The 645-nt window shown below is 76.0% G+C and carries 1 pseudogene; it reads left to right on the top strand.

The window, feature by feature from the left end:
- A pseudogene (locus D8M29_RS12615) lies at positions 1-645 on the top strand (bifunctional glutamine-synthetase adenylyltransferase/deadenyltransferase); the annotation flags it as partial.

Raw genomic sequence — 645 nt, 5'->3', positions numbered from 1 at the left:
CTGAAGGCGAGCAGGCCGCCGTCGCGGTCCAGCGGCAGCTTCTGCCGGCCATGCTCGGCTGGTTCGCGCTGTGCGCCGACCCCGACGGCGGCCTGCTCGCCTTCCGCCGGCTCTCCGAGTCGCTGGGCGGCACGGCCTGGTATCTGCGGATGCTCCGCGACTCCTCGGACGCCGCCCGGCGGCTGTGCCTGGTCCTGTCCGGCTCCCGGTTCGTGGGGGACCTGCTCGAGCACTCGCCCGAGGCCGTGGCCTGGGTGGGGGACGACCGGGAGCTCGACCCCCGGGGCGCCATACAGCTCTGGCGCCAGGTCGACGCGCGGCTCGACCGCCGCGTGGCCGCGGAGGAGGCCCCCGCGGCCGTGCGCCATGTGCGGCAGGTGCGCCGCAGCGAGACCCTGCGCGTGGCCCTGGCGGACATCTCGGGGCTGCTGGACCTCGAGGCCGTCACCGGGGCCCTGTCGGACATCGACCAGATCACCGTCGTCGGCGCCCTGCGCGTGGCCTCGCGCGCCGTCGTCGGGGACGCCGACCCGCTCACCGACGTGCTCGTGGTGGCCATGGGCCGCCAGGGCGGCCGGGAGATCACCTACGGCTCGGACCTGGACGCCCTGTTCGTGCACCGGCCACGCCCCGGCGTCGACGAGA

The sequence above is a fragment of the Micrococcus sp. HSID17227 genome (genome assembly GCF_003989405.1).
Classification (GTDB): domain Bacteria; phylum Actinomycetota; class Actinomycetes; order Actinomycetales; family Micrococcaceae; genus Micrococcus; species Micrococcus luteus.
Note: the sequence above shows the minus strand (reverse complement) of the source record. Positions and strands in the feature narration are given on the sequence as shown.